The organism is Actinomyces sp. zg296, assembly GCF_009829695.1.
In the GTDB taxonomy this organism is placed as follows: domain Bacteria; phylum Actinomycetota; class Actinomycetes; order Actinomycetales; family Actinomycetaceae; genus Actinomyces; species Actinomyces marmotae.
Map to the genome: position 1 here is coordinate 173,625 of NZ_VWPG01000005.1, position 19,589 is coordinate 193,213.

14 protein-coding genes are annotated in these 19,589 nt (G+C 73.2%); 12 read left to right on the forward strand and 2 right to left on the reverse strand.

Features of this window, described 5'->3' with window-relative positions:
* Positions 1 to 169: 169 nt before the first annotated feature.
* Positions 170 to 1,525 (forward strand): phosphoglucosamine mutase, encoded by a 1,356-nt coding sequence (gene glmM / locus GVV76_RS06270; RefSeq protein ID WP_159524071.1) that lies wholly within the window; start codon positions 170 to 172, stop codon positions 1,523 to 1,525.
* 63 nt (positions 1,526 to 1,588) lie between these two features.
* On the opposite strand, the gene coaA is transcribed toward glmM, so the two are convergent.
* Positions 1,589 to 2,566, reverse strand: a complete 978-nt coding sequence (gene coaA / locus GVV76_RS06275) for a type I pantothenate kinase (protein ID WP_159524070.1) — start codon at positions 2,564 to 2,566, stop codon at positions 1,589 to 1,591.
* Between the two features lie 121 nt (positions 2,567 to 2,687).
* On the opposite strand from coaA, the gene glmS reads away from it, so the two are divergent.
* The 10 genes from glmS to GVV76_RS06325 all read left to right on the forward strand — a co-directional run bounded on the left by glmS (position 2,688) and on the right by GVV76_RS06325 (position 14,770).
* On the forward strand, positions 2,688 to 4,613 hold the full coding sequence (gene glmS, locus GVV76_RS06280) for a glutamine--fructose-6-phosphate transaminase (isomerizing) (protein WP_159625756.1): 1,926 nt from the start codon (positions 2,688 to 2,690) through the stop codon (positions 4,611 to 4,613).
* Between the two features lie 19 nt (positions 4,614 to 4,632).
* Positions 4,633 to 6,318 (forward strand): bifunctional ADP-dependent NAD(P)H-hydrate dehydratase/NAD(P)H-hydrate epimerase, encoded by a 1,686-nt coding sequence (locus GVV76_RS06285; protein WP_159625758.1) that lies wholly within the window; start codon positions 4,633 to 4,635, stop codon positions 6,316 to 6,318.
* Between the two features lie 128 nt (positions 6,319 to 6,446).
* A complete protein-coding gene (locus GVV76_RS06290; protein WP_159625760.1) occupies positions 6,447 to 7,799 on the forward strand; it encodes an alanine racemase in 1,353 nt (450 codons plus the stop codon).
* Between the two features lie 29 nt (positions 7,800 to 7,828).
* Positions 7,829 to 8,458, forward strand: coding sequence for a tRNA (adenosine(37)-N6)-threonylcarbamoyltransferase complex ATPase subunit type 1 TsaE (tsaE, locus tag GVV76_RS06295; RefSeq protein WP_159625762.1), 630 nt, complete (start codon positions 7,829 to 7,831; stop codon positions 8,456 to 8,458).
* The gene (locus GVV76_RS06300) at positions 8,458 to 9,528 is read left to right on the forward strand and encodes a hypothetical protein (RefSeq protein WP_159524535.1); all 1,071 of its coding nucleotides are present in this window, start codon (positions 8,458 to 8,460) and stop codon (positions 9,526 to 9,528) included. Before tsaE ends, GVV76_RS06300 begins: the two co-directional genes overlap by 1 nt.
* Before the next feature lie 24 nt (positions 9,529 to 9,552).
* The gene (tsaB, locus tag GVV76_RS06305; RefSeq protein WP_159625764.1) at positions 9,553 to 10,299 is read left to right on the forward strand and encodes a tRNA (adenosine(37)-N6)-threonylcarbamoyltransferase complex dimerization subunit type 1 TsaB; all 747 of its coding nucleotides are present in this window, start codon (positions 9,553 to 9,555) and stop codon (positions 10,297 to 10,299) included.
* Positions 10,300 to 10,314: 15 nt separating this feature from the next.
* Positions 10,315 to 10,926, forward strand: coding sequence for a GNAT family N-acetyltransferase (locus GVV76_RS06310; protein WP_236263248.1), 612 nt, complete (start codon positions 10,315 to 10,317; stop codon positions 10,924 to 10,926).
* A 312-nt stretch (positions 10,927 to 11,238) separates the two neighbouring features.
* Positions 11,239 to 11,964 (forward strand): succinate dehydrogenase cytochrome b subunit, encoded by a 726-nt coding sequence (locus GVV76_RS06315; RefSeq protein ID WP_201291030.1) that lies wholly within the window; start codon positions 11,239 to 11,241, stop codon positions 11,962 to 11,964.
* Between the two features lie 5 nt (positions 11,965 to 11,969).
* Positions 11,970 to 14,003, forward strand: a complete 2,034-nt coding sequence (locus tag GVV76_RS06320; RefSeq protein WP_159524532.1) for a fumarate reductase/succinate dehydrogenase flavoprotein subunit — start codon at positions 11,970 to 11,972, stop codon at positions 14,001 to 14,003.
* Entirely contained in the window at positions 14,000 to 14,770 is a 771-nt protein-coding gene (locus GVV76_RS06325) for a succinate dehydrogenase/fumarate reductase iron-sulfur subunit (RefSeq protein WP_159524531.1), read from the forward strand. Before GVV76_RS06320 ends, GVV76_RS06325 begins: the two co-directional genes overlap by 4 nt.
* Positions 14,771 to 14,944: 174 nt before the next feature.
* On the opposite strand, the gene GVV76_RS06330 is transcribed toward GVV76_RS06325, so the two are convergent.
* Positions 14,945 to 15,595: a TetR/AcrR family transcriptional regulator gene (locus GVV76_RS06330; protein WP_159625768.1), complete on the reverse strand. Its 651-nt coding sequence runs from the start codon at positions 15,593 to 15,595 to the stop codon at positions 14,945 to 14,947.
* Between the two features lie 105 nt (positions 15,596 to 15,700).
* On the opposite strand from GVV76_RS06330, the gene GVV76_RS06335 reads away from it, so the two are divergent.
* Positions 15,701 to 19,579, forward strand: coding sequence for an ABC transporter ATP-binding protein (locus GVV76_RS06335; RefSeq protein ID WP_442858364.1), 3,879 nt, complete (start codon positions 15,701 to 15,703; stop codon positions 19,577 to 19,579).
* Positions 19,580 to 19,589 lie beyond the last annotated feature (10 nt).

Sequence of the window (19,589 nt, forward strand, 5' to 3'; positions counted from 1 at the left end):
CGCCGCCGCCCCCACGCCGACGACGCCGCCCCGTCCGCCCGCTCTTATGCGAGGCCGACGGGGCGGCGCTCGTCATGCGCGAGAGCACTGACGGCGTCGTTGCCGGTGCGCGAGGCGGCGGACAGTGGGAGGATGCTCCTCGGAATCCAGACACGAGAGGAGCCCATCCATGGCACGACTCTTCGGCACCGACGGCGTTCGGGGCCTGGCCAACGACCTGCTCACCCCCGCCCTCGCCGTCCAGCTCGGCGAGGCCGCCGCCCGCGTGCTGACTAAGGAGGCCCGCGCGCGCTCCCGCGGCGCCCGGCCCCGCGCGATCGTCGGGCGCGACACCCGGGCCTCGGGCGAGTTCCTCGACCACGCCATCAGCGCGGGCCTGGCCTCCTCCGGCGTGGACGTCACCCGGGTCGGAGTCCTGCCCACCCCGGCGATCGCCCACCTGACCGCCACCCAGGACATCGATCTGGGCGTGATGATCTCCGCCTCCCACAACCCCTTCCCCGACAACGGCATCAAGTTCTTCGCCCGCGGCGGCTACAAGCTCGAGGACGCCGTCGAGGATGAGATCGAGGCGCTGCTCGGGGGCGTCGAGGCCCGCCCCACCGGCGCTGACGTCGGCCGGGTCATCAAGGGAGAGACGGTCGCCGACCAGAACTACATCAACCACCTCGTCGACTCCGTGGCCACGGACCTGTCGGGCCTGCGGATCGTCGTCGACGCCTCCAACGGGGCCGCCAGCGCCGTGGGCCCCGCCGCCCTGCGTGCCGCGGGCGCCGAGGTGATCGTCATCAATGCCTCCCCGGACGGCCTCAACATCAACGCCGACTGCGGATCCACCCACCCCGAGCAGCTCCAGCGCTACGTGCCCGCCGTGGGCGCGGACATGGGCGTGGCCTACGACGGCGACGCCGACCGCTGCCTCGCCGTGGACGCCCGCGGCAACCTCGTCGACGGCGACCAGATCATGGGCCTGCTCGCGCTGGGCATGAAGGCCGACGGCACGCTCGGCTCCGACACCCTCGTGGTCACCGTCATGAGCAACCTGGGCCTCATCCTGGCCATGCGCGACCACGGGATCCGCACCGTCCAGACCGGCGTCGGCGACCGCTACGTCCTGGAGAAGATGCTCGCCGGCGGCTACACGCTCGGCGGCGAGCAGTCCGGCCACGTCATCGACACCGTCCACGCCACCACCGGTGACGGCGTGCTCACCTCCCTGCACATCGCCGCCCGCGTCAAGCGCAGCGGCAAGAGCCTCGCCGAGCTCGCCAGCGTCGTCACCCGCCTTCCCCAGACCCTCATCAACGTCAAGGGGGTGGACAAGGGCGCCGCGGGCACGGACCAGGGCGTCCAGGACGCCGTCGCCGCCGCTGAGGCCGAACTCGGCGACACCGGGCGGGTCCTCCTGCGCCCGTCCGGCACCGAGCCCCTCGTGCGGGTCATGGTGGAGGCCGCCACCCAGGAGCGGGCCGACGCCGTCGCCGGCCGCCTCGCCGGCGTCGTCAAGGAGCGACTCGCGCTCTGAGCCAACCCAAGGCGAAGGGGAGGGGCCCCGGTCAGCCGGCCGGGGCCCCCGCACCCGACGCGCTCACGATTTGCGCAGCAGCACGCGGCGCATGTGGTGATCGGATCCCTTGACCAGCACGAGGGTCGCCCGCCCGCGGGTAGGGGCGATGTTCTCCCGCAGATTCACCAAGTTGACCGTCTCCCAGATCCCACTGGCCGCCGTCAGGGCGATGTCATCGGGGATCGACGCGAAGCGCTGGAAGTAGGAGTCCGGGTCATTGAAGGCAGTGCGCTTGAGGGTGAGGAAGCGCTCCAGGTACCAGCGGCGGATATCGGCGGGATCGGCGTCAACGTAGATCGAGAAGTCGATGAAGTCCGACACCGCCAGCACCGAGCCCATCGGGTGGCCCCCCGGCTCATCGGGGTGCTCCGCGGCCGCGCGCCCCCTCGGCGCGGGCTGGAGCACGTTGAGCCCCTCCAGCACCAGGACGTCGGGCCTCTCGACGACGACGCTGCGGCCGGGCACGATGTCGTAGACCTGGTGGGAGTAGACGGGGGCCTCCACGCGGGGCGCCCCGGATTTCACCGCAGCCACGAAGTCCACGAGCGCGCGCCGGTCGTAGGACTCGGGGAAGCCCTTGCGTGACATGAGCCCGCGCGCCTCCAGCTCGGCGTTGCTCAGGAGGAAGCCATCGGTGGTCACCAGGTCCACGCGAGGGGTGCCCGGGAAGCGGGCCAGGAGGTGGGCGATGAGGCGGGCCGCCGTCGACTTGCCGACCGCGACCGATCCGGCCACCGCGATGACGAAGGGCGTGGGGCGGGCATCGACGCCCAGGAGCTCGGCAATGCGGCGGGCCCGCTCCCGGGAGGTCAGGATGTAGTCCTGAAGGATCGCGGTCAGGGGGCGGTAGACGGCGTCGACCTCCGTGAGGTCCGTGGGGTCTCCCAGGCCGCGGAGCTTGACGACGTCGTCCTGCGTCAGGGGCAGGGGAGTGGAGGAGGCCAGGGCCCTCCACTGCTCGCGCGACAGCTCGATGTAAGGGGAGTGCGAGGAGGTCACTGCCCAAGTCTGACGCATGCGTCAAGCTCGCGCGCAGGACCGCGCAGTCGATTGCCGTGAATCACAGAAGACCCGGCGGATGACGCTTTCCTGAGCGCTCCACTCATGATTCGATCACCCCATGTGTGGAATCGTCGGGCATGTCCGCCCCCTCGCCCCCGTCATCTCCTCCGCCGCGACCCCGGAGGCGGAGGGGCGCACCCTATCCGTCCTCCTCGACGGCCTGGGCCGCCTGGAGTACCGCGGCTACGACTCCGCCGGCGTCGCCCTCGTCGGCCCATCCGGGATGCAGGTCGCCAAGGCGGCGGGCAAACTCGAGAACCTCCGCGCCGCCATCGCGGCCGAGCCGCCCGCCCCCGCCACCGCCGGCATCGGCCACACCCGCTGGGCCACCCACGGCGGGCCGACGACGGAGAACGCCCACCCGCACCGCGCCGGCAACATCGCCGTCGTCCACAACGGCATCATCGAGAACTTCCGGGCCCTGCGCGCCGAGGTCGAGGAGGCGGGCCGCCCGCTCCTGTCCGACACGGACACCGAGATCGCCGCCCACATCCTCGACATGGACTTCACCGCCCGCCTGGCCGAGGCGACCGCCGCCGATCCCTCGGCCGATCCCGCGCGGGTCCTCGTGGAGTCCATGCGCGCTGTCACCGAGCGCCTCGAAGGCGCCTTCGCGCTCCTGGCCGTCACCCCCCTGGCGCCCGAGGCGATCGTCGCCGCCCGCCGCTCCAGCCCGCTGGTCATCGGCCTGGGCGACGGCGAGAACTTCCTGGGCTCCGACGTCGCCGCCTTCGTGGCCTTCACCTCCCGCGCCGCCGAGGTCGACGACGATCAGATCCTCCTCCTGCGCCCCGACTCGGTCACCGTGTGGGACAAGGACGGCGTCGTCGTGGAGCCCAAGACCTGGGAGGTCACCTGGGACGCCTCCGCGGCCGTCAAGGGCGGCTACGAGACCTTCATGGACAAGGAGATCCACGATCAGCCCGCCGCCGTCGCCGACACCCTGCGCGGACGGGTGGACGAGCGCGGCGAGATCCAGCTCGACGAGATGCGCATCGACCCCGCGGTCCTGCGCAGCGTCGACAAGATCATCGTCATCGCCTGCGGCACCGCCGCCTACGCCGGTCATGTCGCGAAGTACGCCATCGAGCACTGGTGCCGCGTGCCGGTGGAGATCGAGCTCGCCCACGAGTTCCGCTACCGTGACGCCGTCGTGAGCGAGAAGACCCTCACCGTGGCGATCTCCCAGTCCGGGGAGACCATGGACACCATCCAGGCCATCCGCCACGCCCGCGAGCAGGGCAGTCGCGTGCTCGCCATCGTCAACACCTACGGCTCCACCATCGCCCGCGAGGCCGACGCCGTGCTCTACACCCACGCCGGGCCCGAGGTCGCGGTGGCCTCCACGAAGGCCTTCCTCGCCCAGATCACCGCCTGCTACCTGCTGGGCCTCTACCTGGCGCAGCTGCGCGGCCACAAGTGGCCCGACGAGGTGGCCGACTACCTCGCCAAGCTCGGCGAGATGCCCGACAAGGTCCAGTGGATCCTCGATGAGCAGGAGAGCGCCGTGCGGGCGCTGGGCGCCGAGCTCGCGGACCGCTCCTCCTTCCTGTTCCTGGGCCGCCATGTGGGATTCCCGGTGGCGCTCGAGGGTGCGCTCAAGCTCAAGGAGCTCGCCTACGTCCACGCCGAGGGCTTCGCGGCGGGAGAGCTCAAGCACGGGCCCATCGCCCTGGTTGAGGAGGGGCTGCCGGTCTTCGTCATCGTGCCCACCCCGCGCCGCCCCACCCTGCACGACAAGGTCCTGTCCAACATCCAGGAGATCCGCGCTCGCGGCGCGCGCACCATCGTGGTGGCCGAGGAGGGGGACGACGCCGTCGACGCCTTCGCCGACCACATCATCCGCATCCCCGCCACCCCCACCCTCATGGCGCCGCTGCTCACCGTGGTTCCGCTGCAGATCTTCGCTGCCGCGCTCGCCGGCGCCAAGGGACTGGACATCGACCAGCCCAGGAACCTGGCCAAGTCCGTCACCGTGGAGTGAGGAGGAGCGCGCCACCGCCATGACCACTGCCACGAGCGACGCCCGCGTCCCCGAAGCCGCCGAGCCCGCGACCACCGGCACGCTCGCCCGCCGCGCCGCCCACCCGGCTCGGGCCATCGCGCGGGCCGAGGCGCCGCTGACCGCCGGCACCGACCAGTACATGCGGCGGGCCGCCCACGCCGTCGCCAGCGCCTGCCTCGCCGAGCTGCGCGAGTCGCGCGGCGCGGTCGCCGACAGTCGAGTCCTCGTCCTGGCCGGCGGTGGGCACAACGGAGGCGACGCCCTCCTCGCCGGGGCCCTCCTCGCTCGCCGCGGCGCCCGCGTGGAGGCCCAACTGGCCACCGACCACCCGCACGGGGCGGCGCTGAGCCGGGCCCGCGCCGCCGGGGTCGCGGTCGCTCCCACCCCCTCGCCCGTCGGCGGCGGCGTCGCGGCTGACCTCGTCATCGACGGGCTCACCGGCATCGGCGCCAGCGGGCCCCTGCGCCCGCCCGCCGCTGCTCTCATCGCGCCCCTCATCGCCGCGGGCGCGCCCGAGGAGCGGGCGTTCCGGGTCATCGCCGTGGACGTCCCGTCCGGCGTCGGCGTGGACGACGGCGCCCTGCCGGGCCCCGTGCTCGCCGCCGACCGCACCGTCACCTTCACCTGCCCGCGCGGCGCTCACCTCCTGCCGCCCGCGGCGCCCCTGAGCGGGCGCGTGGACGTCGTCGATCTCGGATTGCCGGTGCCGGCTGGGAGCGAGCCCCTCGCCCTGGCCCCCGATCCGGCGCTGCTCGCCGCGCTCCTGCGCGCCCCCGGCGCCGCCGACCACAAGTACACGCGCGGCGTCGTCGGCCTCCACGCGGGGAGCGAGGCCTATCCCGGGGCCGCGGTCCTCGCCGTCAGCGGCGCCATCCGGGCAGGGGCCGGCATGGCCCGGATCCAGGCGCCCAGGCGGGCCGTCGACCTCGTCCTCGCCTCCCGCCCCGAGGCGGTCCCCGCGACTGGGCGGTGCCAGGCGATCGTTGTCGGTCCGGGCACCCATCGTGCCGATCAGCCCCGGGCCGAGGAATTGCGCGGCGTCTTGCGCGCCGCGCTGCGCCGGGGCGGCGGCGAGCGCCAGTGGGCGGTGATCGATGCCGGGGCGCTCGGGCTCCTGCCCGATCTGATCGCCGAGGGGCTCGTCTGCGGCCCAGAGCATGTCCTCACGCCTCACGCGGGAGAGGCCGCCGCCCTCCTCAGCGGCCTCGGGCAGCCGACGACGCGCGAGGAGGTCGAGGCCGCCCCCGCTTCGGCCGCGCGCGGGCTCGCCGAGGCGACCGGGGCGACGGTGATCCTCAAAGCCGTGCCCGCGCTTATCGCGCGCCCCGGCGGCGGGCCTCTGCTCTCGCTCGACGCCGGGCCGGGCTGGTTGGCGACGGCGGGCAGCGGGGACGTTCTCGCGGGAGCCCTCGGGGCGGTGCTAGCGGCCGTGCGCGCCGATCGCGAGCGCGGTGAGGGCCATCAGCGCGGTGAGCCCGGCATCGGTGCGGCGGGCCTGCCCCTGGGGGACGCGGTCGCGCTCGCGGCGGCCGCGGCCGTGCGCCTCCACGCCGACGCCGGCCGCCTGGCCAGCGGGGAGGGGCTGGGGAGGGGGAGTGAGGGCCGCCCCATCGCGGCCCTCGACGTCGCTGAGCACCTCCCTCGTGCCCGGCAGCGCCTCCGCGCCCAGGGCCCCCGGCGCTAAACCCGCCCTCCCCCTACGCCGAGACCGGTCGAAAATAGGAGCGAGACCGGTCCGCGGACCGGGCTCGCTCCTATTTTCGACCGGGCTCGGTGAAAGGGGGTGGGGTGGGGGAGTGGGAGAATCACGGCGTGAGCGCCACAACAGCTTCCACCGCACCGCCGATCCCCGCCACCACCTCCCGGGCCGTCATCGACCTCGGCGCCATCGCCCACAACGCCGCCGTCCTCGCCCGGGCCGCCGGCACAGCCTGGATGGCCGTCGTCAAAGCCGACGCCTATGGGCACGGCCTGGAGCCCGTCGCGCGCGCCTGCCTCGGCGCCGGCGCCACCTGGCTCGGCGTCGCCCAGCTCGCCGAGGCGCTCCACCTGCGTTCCCTCCTCGACGCCACCGGCATCGCGCGCCCCGCGCCCCGCTCACTGCCCACGCCGGACGCGCCGCGCATCCTCACCTGGCTCGCCCCCGTCCTCACCCCCGAGGGCGCCGCCGCCCCGGGGTCCCCCCTGCGCGCAGCGATCGCCGCCGACCTCGACCTGTCCGTCTCCACCCCCGACCAGGCCCGCGCCATCGCGGCCGCCGCCGACGCCGAGGGGCGCGCCGCCCGCGTCCATCTCAAGGCCGACACCGGCATGTCTCGCGGCGGCGCGACCGACGGCGAACTCCCCGCGCTGGCATCCGCCCTCGCCCAGGCCGAGCGCGCGGGGCGCCTCGCCGTCGTCGGCCTGTGGTCCCACCTCTCGCGCGCCGACGAGCCCGACTCCGGTTCCACCGAGGACCACCTGGCCCGCTTCCGCGCCGCCGACGCCGTCGTCACCGCGGCGGGGCTCTCGCCGGTGGTCCGCCACCTCGCGGCCACGGGCGGGCTGCTGTGGCACCCCGAGGCGCGCCTCGACCTCGTGCGCGCGGGCATCGGGCTCTACGGGCTCTCGCCCGACCCCGCCGTCGCCACCAGCGCGGGGCTCGGGCTGCGACCCGCCATGCGCCTGGAAGCCCCCTTAACGCTCGTCAAGCGCATCCCCGCGGGGCAAGCGGTCTCCTACGGCGGCACCTGGACCGCCCCCACGAGCCGCTGGGTCGGCCTGGTCCCCCTTGGCTACGCCGACGGCATCCCGCGCGCGGCCCTCGGCGCCCCCGTCACGGTGATCCCCTCCCCGGTCGGCCCATCGGCCAGCGCTGAGGCCGGCCCATCGGCCGGCACTGCCCCGCCCCCGATCCACGCCAGGATCGTGGGCCGCGTGTGCATGGACCAGGTGGTCATCGACCTCGGGCCCGCGGCCCCCGCCGATGGCCCCGCCGGGGATGAGCCCCCGGCCCGTGCCGGTGACACCGCCGTCCTGTGGGGCGATGGCGCTGATCCGGCGGGCATCCCGACGGCGGACGAGTGGGCCGGCGCATGCGGCACCATCAACTATGAGATCGTTACCCGTCTCGGCGCGCGCGTGCCCCGGGTTTATCTGGGAGTTGGCTGGGAGGATAGAGTCTGATCTGCCATCTCCAGTTGAGAGGACCCGCGATGTCAGACAGCCCGCGCCAGATCGTGGTGAGCACGGCCGATGCGGAGGCCACCCGCGCCCTCGGTGCGCGCCTTGCGTCCCTGCTCAGAGCCGGTGACCTCGTGCTCCTCACCGGCGGGCTCGGGGCGGGCAAGACCACCCTCGCCCAGGGGATCGGTGCCGCCATGGATGTGCGCGGCCGCGTCTCCTCGCCCACCTTCATCATCGCCCGCGCCCACCCCGCCCTCGGGGACGGCCCGGACCTCATCCACGTCGACGCCTACCGGCTGTCCAGCCTTGAGGAGGTTGACGCCCTCGACCTCGACTCCTCCATGGAGCGCTCGGTCACCCTCGTCGAGTGGGGGCGGAACAAGGTCGAGGGCCTCGCCGAGGACCGCCTTGAGATCAGCGTCGACCGCCCCCATGGAGGCCTCCCCGCCCCGGGGGGCGCGGCCGAAGGCGCCCATGGCGCGGCCGACGGCGCCCCATCCTCCGCCCCCGATCATCCCGCCGATCCCGCCAGTCCCGCCGATCCCGCAGCCCGTCCGGTCCTCGACCTCGACGGCGTCGACGACGGGCGCCGCGCCATCACGATCCAGGCCCATGGGCGGCGCTGGGCCGGCGTGGACCTGGGCGCTCTGGTCGGCTGATGCGCGCGGCCCTCCGCCCCCTGGCGCCGGCAGCGCTCCCGGCGCTCATCGTCATGCTCATCGCCCTGGCGCCGCTCGCCGCCCCGCGCCTCATCGCCCCCAGGGCCGCCGCATCACCCGCATCACTCGCACTGCCCGCGCGCCCGGAGGCGCCGGAGGCCCCCGCCGCCTCGCCGTCCCCCTCATCGGCCCCGGACCCGCGCGCCGCCCCCGACCCCGCCCCCGGGGACGCTGCCATCGCGCGCGCCTGGCTCCAGGCCGAGGGGCCATCCCTGGCCTCCGACCTGGCCGGCGCCGATGGCCAGGCGGCGCTGGGCGAGCCCGTCCAGGTCCACCGCTGGTCCACCGGCTTCCTCGACGGCAGCGCGCCGGAGGACCCCCTGCCGGCCGCCGCCCTCTGGGCCGCCCCCATCCTGGTCGACGGTGAGCCCGTCGGCGCCATCGCCGTCATCGTCGCCGACTCCACGGCCCAGGGGACCACCATCGAGGACGGCCTCCTCGCCGCCGCGCTCGTCGAGGCCGCCCCCGGCCGGGCCACCGCCCCCGGCGCCTCCCAGGCGCCCCCCGCCGCGCGGGCGCATCCGACCAGCCCCGCGCCCGCCTCCACGGCCGCGGCGCCCCCCACGGAGGCCCAGGGCGCGATCATCGTCCTCGGGCGGTCCACCGACTGGTACCTGGTGTCGGGCGGGCGGGTCCGGGCGGCCTCCCACGGCGCCCAGGCGATGCTCGCCGGTCCCATCTCCCTGCGCGACTACTCCGCCGCCATCCTCCAGCGCTCCCAGACGACGCCCCCCGCCCCCGCCCCCGCCATCGGCAAGGGCGAGGACTCCTCGCTCAGCGCGCATCAGCAGGCGGAGGTTTCCGCCGCCGTGGCCATCGGCCTGCTCCTCATCATCCTCACCGTGCGCCGGGAGCGACGGATCCTCGCCCCCGCGAGGCCCCCTGCCAGGACCAGGCCGAGGAGGGCGCCCGAACCCATCCGCCCGGACCGGGCCCCCGCCAAGCGCGGCGACGACGCCCCGGAGACCACCAAGACGCCCGAGATGGCCAGGACACCCGAGCAGCCCTGAGGCGGGCGGGGATAGGCTCGCCCCGTGCGCATCCTCTCCATCGACTCATCCCTCGGAACCCAGCTCCTCCTGTGCGACGCCGAGCCCGACGCCCCCGCCGACGGCGCTGCGCGCGCCTTGAGGATCCTGTCCGCCCAGGCGCAGGAGGACTCCCGCCGTCACGCCGAATCGCTCGGGCCGATGCTCGCCGCCGCCCTCGCGGCCCCCGATGACGGCGCTCCGCTCGACGTCGTCGTCGTCGCCACCGGCCCCGCGCCCTTCACCGGCCTGCGCGCCGGCCTGGTCACCGCCCGCGCCCTTGCCCGCGCCCGCCGTATCCCCGCGTGCGGAGTCTCGAGCCTCGACGCCGTCGCCCGCCGGGCCCTCGATGAGCTCACCGCCGAGCAAGGGCGCGAGGCGGCCGATGCCGCGACCGTCCTCGTGGCCACGGACGCGCGCCGCAAGGAGGTCTACTGCGCCGCCTACCGCGCCCGGGGTGCCGACGACGTCGAGCCCCTCGCCGCCCCCGCGGTCACCACCCCGCTGGCCGCCGCCGAGCGCCTGGCGGGGCTCGGCTCCGCCGCCGTCGCCGCCGGCTCGGGGTGCGTCCTCTACCCCGAGATCGCGGACGGCCGCCCCGTGCTGGCCCCGGCCTCCGGCAGCGCCGGGGCGCAGGCCCGCATCGCGCTGGCCCGCCTGGCCCGGGGGGAGGAGCTCGGCACAGAGCCCCTCTATCTGCGCCTGGCGGACGCCCAGGTGCCGACCGGCCGCAAGCGCGCCCTCGCGGGCTGAGCCCGCGCGCCCCAGATGCCCTCCGGATCCATGGAGCGCCTCGCCCCCACCGGCGCGCGCCTGCGCGAGATGCGCGCCGGCGACCTCGACGCCGTCGCCGCCCTTGAGGCCGAGCTCTTTGGGGGCGAGGCCTGGAGCCCGGCGCTGCTGCGCGCTGAGCTCGCCGCCACTCAGGGCCGGGGGGCCGACCGCCACTACATCGTCGTCGAGGACAGCGCAGATGGGGAGGATCGCGCTGACGGCGCCGACGCGCCGCGCGCGATCCTGGGCTACGCGGGGCTCTGGGTCGGGGACGGCCGGGGGGACGCCGACCTGCTCACCATCGCCACGGCGGCGCGCGCCCGGCGCCTCGGCCTGGCCCGAGCCATGCTCGACCACCTGATCGACCGGGCGCGGGGCGCGGGCTGCGGCGCCGTCCTGCTTGAGGCCCGCGCCTCCAACGACGCCGCCCAGGCGCTCTACCTCTCGCGGGGCTTCACGCTGATCGGTCGGCGCCGCCGCTACTACTCCGCCCCGATCGAGGACGCCGTCGTCATGCGCCTGGCGCTCAGCGAGCCGGGTCATCAGACCACCGGCGCCGCTGAGCGCCCCGCGGGCGTCGGCCCCGTGGGCTCGGAAGCGGTCTGACCGGTTCGATCCGTCCTCGTGCGCCGCCCGGGGACGCCGTCCGATAGGATCTCCATCACTATTTCCTTCACGCGGGCGTAACGAAATGGCGGGCGCCCCCGGCGGTGATCAGGCCCTCTCCGGCGGTGCGCCCGGGGCCCCACGGCGGCGAATCAACCTGAGTTTCGCCTGGAAGCGCGCGGTCGGAGGGCTTATCTGACGTTCTGGGCCCAAGGGTCCCGAACATCCGTCCCATCGGGTCCGTAGGCTCGTCACGTGACCAAAGCGACTGTTCCCTCCAAGAAGCGGAGCGCGTTGACGACGACAGTCTTCATGAAGCGCATGATGGCGGTCTCGGGCATCGTGTTCCTGTTCTTCGTCCTGTTCCACGCCTACGGCAACACCCACTACTTCGAGGGTGAGATCGCCTACGACCACTACGCGTACTTCCTGCGCGAGCTGCTCGTCCCGATCCTCCCCTTCGGCGGGTTCCTGTGGATCCTGCGCGTCGCCCTCCTGGCGTGCCTCGCGGCCCACGCCGGCAGCGCCTTCCACCTGTGGAGCCGCAACGTCAAGGCCCGAGGCAAAGACGCCTACGCGGTGAAGAAGCCCAACGCGGAGTACTTCGCCTCCCGCTACGCCATGCGCACCATGCGCTGGGGCGGCGTCATCCTCCTGCTGTTCATCATCTGGCACATCCTGCAGTTCACCACCCTCCACCTGACGCCCGGCGGCCATTACGAGCACGGCCGCGCCTACATGAACATGTACTACGGCTTCCAGCTGTGGTGGGTCTGGCTGATCTACGCGGTGGCGCTGGCCGCCCTGTGCCTGCACGTGTGGCACGGCGTGTGGTCCGCCCTGCAGACCCTCGGCGCGATCCGCGGCAACGTCATCCCCTTCGTCCGCCTCGTCGCGTTCATCGTCGCCTTCGGGCTCTTCCTCGCCTTCATGTGCGTGCCCACCGCGATCCTCCTGGGCCTGACCCCTGAGCCCATGGACGCCGCGAAGTACGCCGTCGAGGCCGCGAACGCGGGCATCAACTGGATGGGTAAGTGAAAGACATGAGCAATACCACCGCATCGACCCCCGCCCCGACGGCGCCGCTCGTCGACGGCCTCTACTACGAGGGCGACCGGATCGCCGACACCAAGGCCCCGCACGACGTCCCGATCGCGCAGCGCTGGGAGCAGCGCAAGTTCAACGCCAAGCTCGTCAACCCCGCCAACCGCCGCAAGCTCGACATCATCGTCGTCGGCTCCGGCCTGGCCGGTGGCGCGGCGGCGGCCTCGCTCGGCGAGCAGGGCTACAACGTCCAGGTCTTCTTCTACCAGGACTCCGCCCGCCGCGCGCACTCCATCGCGGCCCAGGGCGGCATCAACGCCGCGAAGAACTACCGCAACGACGGCGACTCCGTCCACCGCCTCTTCTACGACACCGTCAAGGGCGGCGACTACCGCGCCCGCGAGGACAACGTCTACCGCCTGGCCGAGGTCAGCGCCAACATCATCGACCAGTGCGTCGCCCAGGGCGTCCCCTTCGCCCGCGAGTACGGCGGCCTGCTCGACAACCGCTCCTTCGGCGGCGTCCAGGTCTCCCGCACCTTCTACGCCCGCGGCCAGACCGGCCAGCAGCTCCTCATCGGCGCCTACCAGGCCCTGGAGCGCCAGGTGCACGCCGGTACGGTCAAGGAGTTCCGCCGCCACGAGATGGTCGAGTTGATCATCGTGGATGGCCGGGCACGCGGCATCGTCTCCCGCGACATGGTCACCGGCGAGATCTCCACGCACTTGGCCGACGCCGTCGTGCTGGCCACCGGTGGGTACGGGAACGTCTTCTTCCTGTCCACCAACGCCATGGGCTGCAACGCCACCGCCATCTGGCGCGCGCACCGCAAGGGCGCCTACTTCGCCAACCCCTGCTACACGCAGATCCACCCGACCTGCATCCCGCAGTCTGGCGACTTCCAGTCCAAGCTCACCCTCATGAGCGAGTCACTGCGTAACGACGGGCGCATCTGGGTGCCCAAGCGCGCCGAGGACTGCGACAAGGACCCGCGCCAGATCCCCGAGGAGGACCGCGACTACTACCTCGAGCGCATCTACCCGGCCTTCGGCAACCTCGTGCCCCGCGACATCGCCTCGCGCCAGGCCAAGAACATGTGCGACGAGGGCCGCGGCGTCGGCCCCGCCATCAAGGAGAAGGACGCTGACGGCACCGAGCGCATGATGCGCCGGGGCGTCTACCTCGACTTCTCCGAGGCCATCGGCCGCCTGGGCAAGGACGCCGTCTCCGCCCGCTACGGCAACCTGTTCGAGATGTACCAGCGCATCACCGGCGACGACCCCTATGAGGTCCCGATGCGCATCTACCCCGCCGTCCACTACACGATGGGTGGGCTGTGGGTTGACTACGACCTGGAGTCCAACATCCCGGGTCTCTACGTCGGCGGGGAGGCCAACTTCTCCGACCACGGCGCCAACCGCCTGGGCGCCTCGGCCCTCATGCAGGGCCTGGCCGATGGCTACTTCGTCCTGCCCGACACCATGAACGACTACCTGGCCGACATGCTCCGCCTGGGCAAGGTCGACCCGAACGCCCCCGAGATCGCCGAGGCGAAGGCCTCCGTCGAGGACCGCATCAACCGCCTCATGGCCCTGCGCGGCACCCGCAGCGTGGACGACTTCCACATGTCGCTGGGCCGCATCATGTGGGAGTACTGCGGCATGGAGCGCCGCGACGCCGGACTGCGCGAGGCCATCAAGCAGATCCGCGCCCTCAAGGAGGAGTTCTGGAGGGACGGCCGCGTCACCGGTGAGGCCACGGAGGTCAACCAGGCCCTGGAGAAGGCCGGGCGCCTGCTCGACTTCTTCGAGCTCGCCGAGCTCATGTGCATCGATGCCCTCCACCGCCGCGAATCCTGCGGCGGGCACTTCCGGGCCGAGTCCCAGACCCCCGAGGGCGAGGCGCTACGCCATGACGACGAGTTCCTCTACGTCGCCGCATGGGAGTGGGGTGGCGAGAACCAGCCCCCGATCCTCCACAAGGAGGACCTCATCTACAAGGACATCGAGCTCAAGCAGCGGAGTTACAAGTGAACATCAAGCTGAAGATCTGGCGCCAGAAGAACACGAGCGCCAAGGGCCACTTCGAGGAGTACTCGATGACCGGCGTCGAGGAGCACATGAGCTTCCTCGAGGTCCTCGACCTGCTCAACGAGCAACTCTTCGCCGAGGGCAAGGACCCCGTCACCTTCGACTCCGACTGCCGCGAGGGCATCTGCGGCCAGTGCGGCGTCGTCATCAACGGGCAGGCCCACGGGCCCATCCGCTCCACCACCTGCCAGCTGCATATGCGCCACCTCGCCGAGGACCCCTCCTTCAAGGACGGCTCCACGATCACCATCGAGCCCTGGCGCTCGACGGGCTTCCCGATCCTCAAGGACCTCATGGTGGACCGCTCCGCCCTCGACCGCATCGTCCAGGCCGGCGGCTACATCTCGGTCAACACCGGAGGCGCCCCCGAGGCCCACTCCGTGCCCGTCCAGAAGGAGAAGGCCGACGCCGCCTTCGAGGCCGCGGCCTGCATCGGCTGCGGGGCCTGCGTCGCCGCCTGCCCGAACGCCTCCGCCATGCTGTTCACCGGCGCGAAGATCTCCCACCTGGGCCTGCTCCCGCAGGGCCAGCCCGAGCGCCTCGCCCGCGTGGTCTCCATGCTGAACCAGCACGACGCCGAGGGCTTCGGTGGCTGCACGAACATCGGTGAGTGCGCCGCCGTGTGCCCCAAGTCGGTCCCGATCGAGGTCATCTCGCGACTCAACCGCGACCTCGGCCACGCGCTGTGGAAGGGGCAGAAGGCCCACTAGGCGGCGCTGAGGCCCTGGCGCCCGGAGGCGCGCTGAGGCCCTGGCGCCCGGAGGCGCACTAGGGCCCGCGGCGACCAGCGGGGCGCGGTTCTCGGAACGCCCGTTCGAGGAGACTCGGCGGCGCTTCCGGGAACCGCGCCCCGCCTCGCTGCTATGACGACGGCCGGGGCCTCGCTATGACGACGGCTGGGCGGCGCCCACGCGGGGCTGGAATCCATCGAGGATGAGGCCGATCTTGCGATCGAGCCAGCCCCGCTCCAGCCAGGACGGATCGGGGTGGTAGGGGGGAAGGCTCCGGAAGCCGTCACCGCTGGGGCCCTCCCGCCCCAGCCAGTCGGCCCTCAGGGCGGCGACCTGGACATGCGTGGCGACGGTGGTGTCGGCGATGATGTCGACGGCCAGGGCGGCGTCCTCCTGGCTCAGGCCGCCCTCGACGAAGGCCCGGTGGGCGGCCTCGATCGTGGATGCGAAGCACTCGGCCGCCCAGGGCATGGTGATGAGTAGGCGGTCGAGCCCCGGGCAGCTCTCCAGCAGCGCCCACAGGGATTCGACCTGATGGTGGGCGTTGCGGCGCCAGTCGACGGGGTCGGGGGAGAAGCGCAGTCGCGTGGCGAGCTCGGTCAGGCACGCCCGCAGCAGGTCCTCGCGCGAGGTGATGGCGCGGTACAGGCCGGAGACGGCGACCCCCAGGCGCTCGGCCACGGCTGTCAGCGTGAAGTCGGCGATCCCGATCTCCAGCGCCGCGTCGACGACGTCCTGGCGGGAGAATCCCGGCTTGGGCCCTGTGGGGCGGCCCTGTCTCCTCGGGCTCCTCGTGGTCGTCATGGCCCCACGGTAGCCGCCGGCGTCCCCTGGTGGCCGACGAGGCGCCATAGTAAGATCGCCCTAAGTCAAATCTGAAAGGCTTTCAGAGTTGATGGGAGGCGTTCAGTGAGCACAGGCGAGACGACGTCGGGATCATCGGAATCCCAGTCCGCATCCATCTCCCCTCCGGACCGGGGGCCGGTGCCGCGCGTCGGCGCCCCGCCCTCGGGGGAGAGCGGATCCGAGCGGACCGGGGGTGGCAACGCCGAGAGATCCCGCGCTGGGCAGGCCGCGCTGCGGCGCCTGGGAGCCCCCGTGCGCGGCTGGCTGGGGATCGGGCAGGCGCTCACCGTCGCCTCGGGCGTGCTCTCCGTCGCCCCCTATGTCGCCCTCGTGCGCCTGGGCGACATCCTCCTGGACGCCCACAACGCCGGCGTCGCCCCCGACCCCCAGCAGGCGAACGACGTCGTCATGCTGCTCGTGGGCGCCTACACGGCCAGGCTGCTGCTGTACTCCGTCGCCCTGCTCATCACCCACATGGCGGACCTGCGTCTGCGCGACCGGCTGCGCCGCGACATCGTCGCCCGCGTCTCCCGCGCCCCACTGGCCTGGTTCACCGCCTCCTCCTCCGGTCGTGTGCGCAAGGCCGTTCAGGATGACACCGCCGCCGTCCACACCGTCATCGCCCACGCCCCCATCGAGCGCCTCAACGCCATCGTCTCGCCCCTGGCGCTCCTGGCCTGCGCCTTCTGGATCGACTGGCGCCTGGCCCTTCTGGTCGTGGCCACCATGCCCCTGTGCCTGGCGACCTACTCACTGTCCCTGAGAGGCATGAGGGACAAGACGGTGGAGATGGACCGCCGGCTCGCGGACGTGTCCTCCACCATGGTCGAGTTCGTCACCGGCATCCCGGTGGTCAAGGCCTTCGGGCGCGGCGGGCGGGCCCACGGCGCCTACCTGGCTGCCGCCGACGGGTTTTCCCGCTTCTACCACGACTGGGCCATGTCGCTCATGACGGTCAGCTGCCTGTCCTTCGCTTGGGTCTCCATCCCGGTGGTCCTGCTGGTCGACCTGGGAGGCGGCTCCCTGCTCATCCACGCCGGCGTGGTCACCCTGCCGCAGGTGCTGGCCGCCGCGCTTATCGCTCTCGTGCTCCCCGACGCGCTCATCACCGTGGTCTCCGTGAGCTGGTCCTACCAGCTGGCCGGCGCCGCGGCGCTGCGGCTGTGCGAGGTGCTCGACACCCCCGTCCTTTCCGACCCCGCCAGCCCGAAGCGGCCCGTGGGGGCCCGCGTCGAGATCGAGCGCGTGTCCTTCTCCTACGGGGACAACCGCGCCCTCGACGACGTCAGCCTTACCCTGGAGCCCGGCACGGTCACCGCCCTGCTGGGGCCGTCGGGCTCCGGCAAGTCGACGCTGGCCACCCTCATCGCCCGCTTCGCCGACCCCGACTCCGGAGTCGTGCGCATCGGCGGGGTGGACCTGCGAGACATGGACGAGGAGACCCTCTACTCCACGGTCTCCTTCGTCCTCCAGGACGCCCAACTGCTGGGGGCCACCGTGCGCGAGAACATCGCGCTGGGCTGCCCGGGCGCCACCGACGAGCAGGTGCGCGCCGCCGCCCGCGCCGCCCGCATCGATGAGGAGATCATGGCCCTGCCGCGCGGCTACGACACCGTCTTAGGGCAGGAGGCCGCCCTGTCCGGCGGCCAGGAGCAGCGCATCGCCATCGCCCGCGCCCTGCTGCTGGACACCCCCGTCCTGCTCATGGACGAGGCCACCGCCATGGCCGACCCGGAGTCCGAGGCGCAGATCCAGGAGGCGCTGAGCGCGCTGGTTCGGGACCGCACCGTCCTGGTAATCGCCCACCGGCCCGCCGTCGTGCGCGGCGCCGACCGCATCGCCGTCATGGAGCGGGGGCGCCTCGTCGCGGCCGCCACCCACGCCGAGCTGCTGGATGAGCCCCACTACCGGGCCCTGCTGCGCCAGTCCGGGCGGCTGGCCGACGCCGGCGCCTCCCCGGCCGGGGTGTCGGCCGCTCCGGGCGCGTCGGCCGCTCCGGATCCTGCCCTCCCGGGAGCCGGCCTCGCCCCGGACCCGGACCCGGACCCGGACCCGGGGCGAGGCGTCAGCACGGCCCCGGGTGCGGGGCGCGGCGCCGGGGGGAGCCTGGCGCCGGCTCCGGGGGACGCTGGGCCCGCCTGGGAGAGGCGCTCCCTGCTGGCCCACTACCGCCGCCTCATGACCGCGGGCACCTGGAGGCGGACGCTGAGAGGGGTCGCGCTCGGCGCGGTCAGCGGCCTCATCTCCGGAGTGGCCCTGCTGTCCCTCTTGCCCGCCTCGGTGGCCTTGGCCGACGGCGGGACCCGCTGGGGCCTGAGCCTCGGCGGCTGGCTGGTGGCGCTCGCGGCCTGCGCCATCGTGTCGGCGGTCATCGATTTCATCGGGAGGCGTGCGAACATGATGGGGGCGCTCGGCTTCATGCGCGACGTCCATCACGCCATCGGTGACAAGATTGCCCGCCTGCCCCTGCGCTGGTTCGACTCCGATTCCGCCGGCACCATGTCTCGGGCCTCCAGCCAGGAGATGCTGTCCCTGGGAGAGTCCGCCGCCCACTTCCTGTACCGGATCGCCTCCGCCGTCGCCGGCTGCGCCGTCATCTGGATCGGCTCATGGGCCTGGGACTGGCGCCTGGGGCTGTTCCTGACCGTCGGCGCCCCCGTCGTGGCGCTGCTCATCCTCCTGGCCCGCCGTCTTCTCGATCGCGGCAAGGCCATCTCGGAGCCCGCTGAGCGGGAGCTCGCCACCCGCATCGTCGAGCTCGCCCGCTGCCAGGGGGCCCTGCGCTCGTGTTGCGCGGTGGGCCGTTATGGGCGGTTGACGGCGGCCTTCGCCGACGGCCTTCGCGCCTCCCGCCGCGCCCTGTGGTGGGAGACCGGTGGGAACCTCCTCACGGGCGCCGTCACCCAGGTCGTGGTGGTCGGCATGATCATGCTCACCGCCTCCCTCGCCGTCGCCGGCGCCATGGAGCCCCTGCCCGCGATCGCCACCATCGGCATGTGCCTGCGCTTCACCACCATGCTCGACGACGTCTCCGGCGCCGCCTTCGGCCTGGAGGAGCGGCGTCAGATGATGAGCCATCTCGACGCCGTCATGGACGCCCCCGTCATGGACGAGCCGAGCGGGCGCGCCGCGCTGACCGAGCCCGGGTCCGTGCGCCTCGACGGCGTCACCTTCGGATACCGGGAGGGGGCGCGGGTCCTCGACGGCGTCTCGATGGAGGTCCCCGCGCGGACGATGTGCGCGATCGTCGGCCCCTCCGGCTCGGGCAAGACCACGATCGCCCGCCTCATCGCCCGCTTCTGGGATGCGGACTCGGGGGCCGTGCGCGTGGGCGGCGCTGATGTTCGCGACATGCCGACCCCCCAGCTCATGGAGCAGTTGAGCATGGTCTTCCAGGACGTCTACCTTTTCGACGGAACCCTGGAGGCCAACATCCGCGTCGGCGATCCGGGGGCGGGCCCGGAGCAGTTGCGATGGGCGGCCGGGCTCGCGGGCGTCACCGAGATCGCGGACCGCCTGCCCGACGGCTGGCGGGCCCGCGTCGGCGAGGGCGGGCGCGCCCTGTCCGGCGGGGAGCGCCAGCGCGTCTCGATCGCCCGGGCCCTGCTCAAGCGCGCGCCGATCGTCCTGCTGGATGAGGCCACCAGCGCCCTGGATGCGGAGAACGAGGCCCATATTGTGGCGGCCATGGAGGAGTTGCGCCGCACCTCCACGCTCATCGTCATCGCCCACAAGCTCGAGACGATCGCCGCCGCCGACCAGGTGGTGGTGCTCGGCGACGACGGGCGGGTGGCCCAGCGCGGCCGCCATGCCGACCTGATCGAGGCCGAGGGTCCCTATCGGGACTTCTGGACTCGGCGGGTCCGCGCCCGCGGCTGGTCACTGGTGCAAGCGCCATCCTCGCCCCGGCCGCGGTACGGGCCTCCGCCTGGCAGGGGCTAGGCTGAGCGCC

What these genes read in the sequence shown, in the direction of transcription:
- glmM (WP_159524071.1), top strand. Translation starts at nt 170, where the DNA reads ATGGCACGACTCTTCGGCACCGACGGCGTTCGGGGCCTGGCCAACGAC.
- glmS (WP_159625756.1), top strand. Translation starts at nt 2,688, where the DNA reads ATGTGTGGAATCGTCGGGCATGTCCGCCCCCTCGCCCCCGTCATCTCC.
- GVV76_RS06285 (WP_159625758.1), top strand. Translation starts at nt 4,633, where the DNA reads ATGACCACTGCCACGAGCGACGCCCGCGTCCCCGAAGCCGCCGAGCCC.
- tsaE (WP_159625762.1), top strand. Translation starts at nt 7,829, where the DNA reads ATGTCAGACAGCCCGCGCCAGATCGTGGTGAGCACGGCCGATGCGGAG.
- GVV76_RS06300 (WP_159524535.1), top strand. Translation starts at nt 8,458, where the DNA reads ATGCGCGCGGCCCTCCGCCCCCTGGCGCCGGCAGCGCTCCCGGCGCTC.
- GVV76_RS06310 (WP_236263248.1), top strand. Translation starts at nt 10,315, where the DNA reads ATGCCCTCCGGATCCATGGAGCGCCTCGCCCCCACCGGCGCGCGCCTG.
- GVV76_RS06315 (WP_201291030.1), top strand. Translation starts at nt 11,239, where the DNA reads ATGAAGCGCATGATGGCGGTCTCGGGCATCGTGTTCCTGTTCTTCGTC.
- GVV76_RS06320 (WP_159524532.1), top strand. Translation starts at nt 11,970, where the DNA reads ATGAGCAATACCACCGCATCGACCCCCGCCCCGACGGCGCCGCTCGTC.
- GVV76_RS06330 (WP_159625768.1), bottom strand. Translation starts at nt 15,595, where the DNA reads ATGACGACCACGAGGAGCCCGAGGAGACAGGGCCGCCCCACAGGGCCC.